Annotated in this window: 1 protein-coding gene; it reads left to right on the top strand. The window is 50.8% G+C overall.

The genetic code is table 11. The features are described 5' to 3' along the window. A partial coding sequence (locus G9G53_RS25795; RefSeq protein WP_165150893.1) for an AMP-binding protein occupies positions 1 to 356 on the top strand: 356 nt, incomplete at both ends.

The following is a 356-nucleotide window of genomic DNA, read 5'->3' as shown; positions in this document are numbered from 1 at the left end:
CTCACAGCAGCAGAAAAACAACAGATTACAGCGGCCTTTAATGACACCGCTTGTGCATTTCCGTCCCATCAGACGATTCATCAGCTGTTCGAGGATCAGGTGGAGTGTACGCCGGATCAGGTAGCATTGGTGTTTGGACATCAGCGTCTGACATATCGGGAGCTGAATGAACGTGCCAATTCATTGGCTCGAATGCTTCAAGCCCAGGGAGTAGGACCTGACAAACTGGTCGGTCTGATGGTGCAGCGTTCCGTGGAAATGATCGTAGGTCTGCTGGCTGTGCTAAAAGCAGGCGGTGCTTATGTGCCGATTGATCCCGAATTTCCATCCTCTCGTATTGCATACATGCTGGAAGA

Source organism: Paenibacillus sp. EKM206P (genome assembly GCF_011066155.1).
In the GTDB taxonomy this organism is placed as follows: Bacteria; Bacillota; Bacilli; order Paenibacillales; family Paenibacillaceae; genus Paenibacillus; species Paenibacillus polymyxa_D.
The sequence above is the reverse complement of the archived record's forward strand: the minus strand, read 5'-3'. Positions and strand labels throughout refer to the sequence as shown.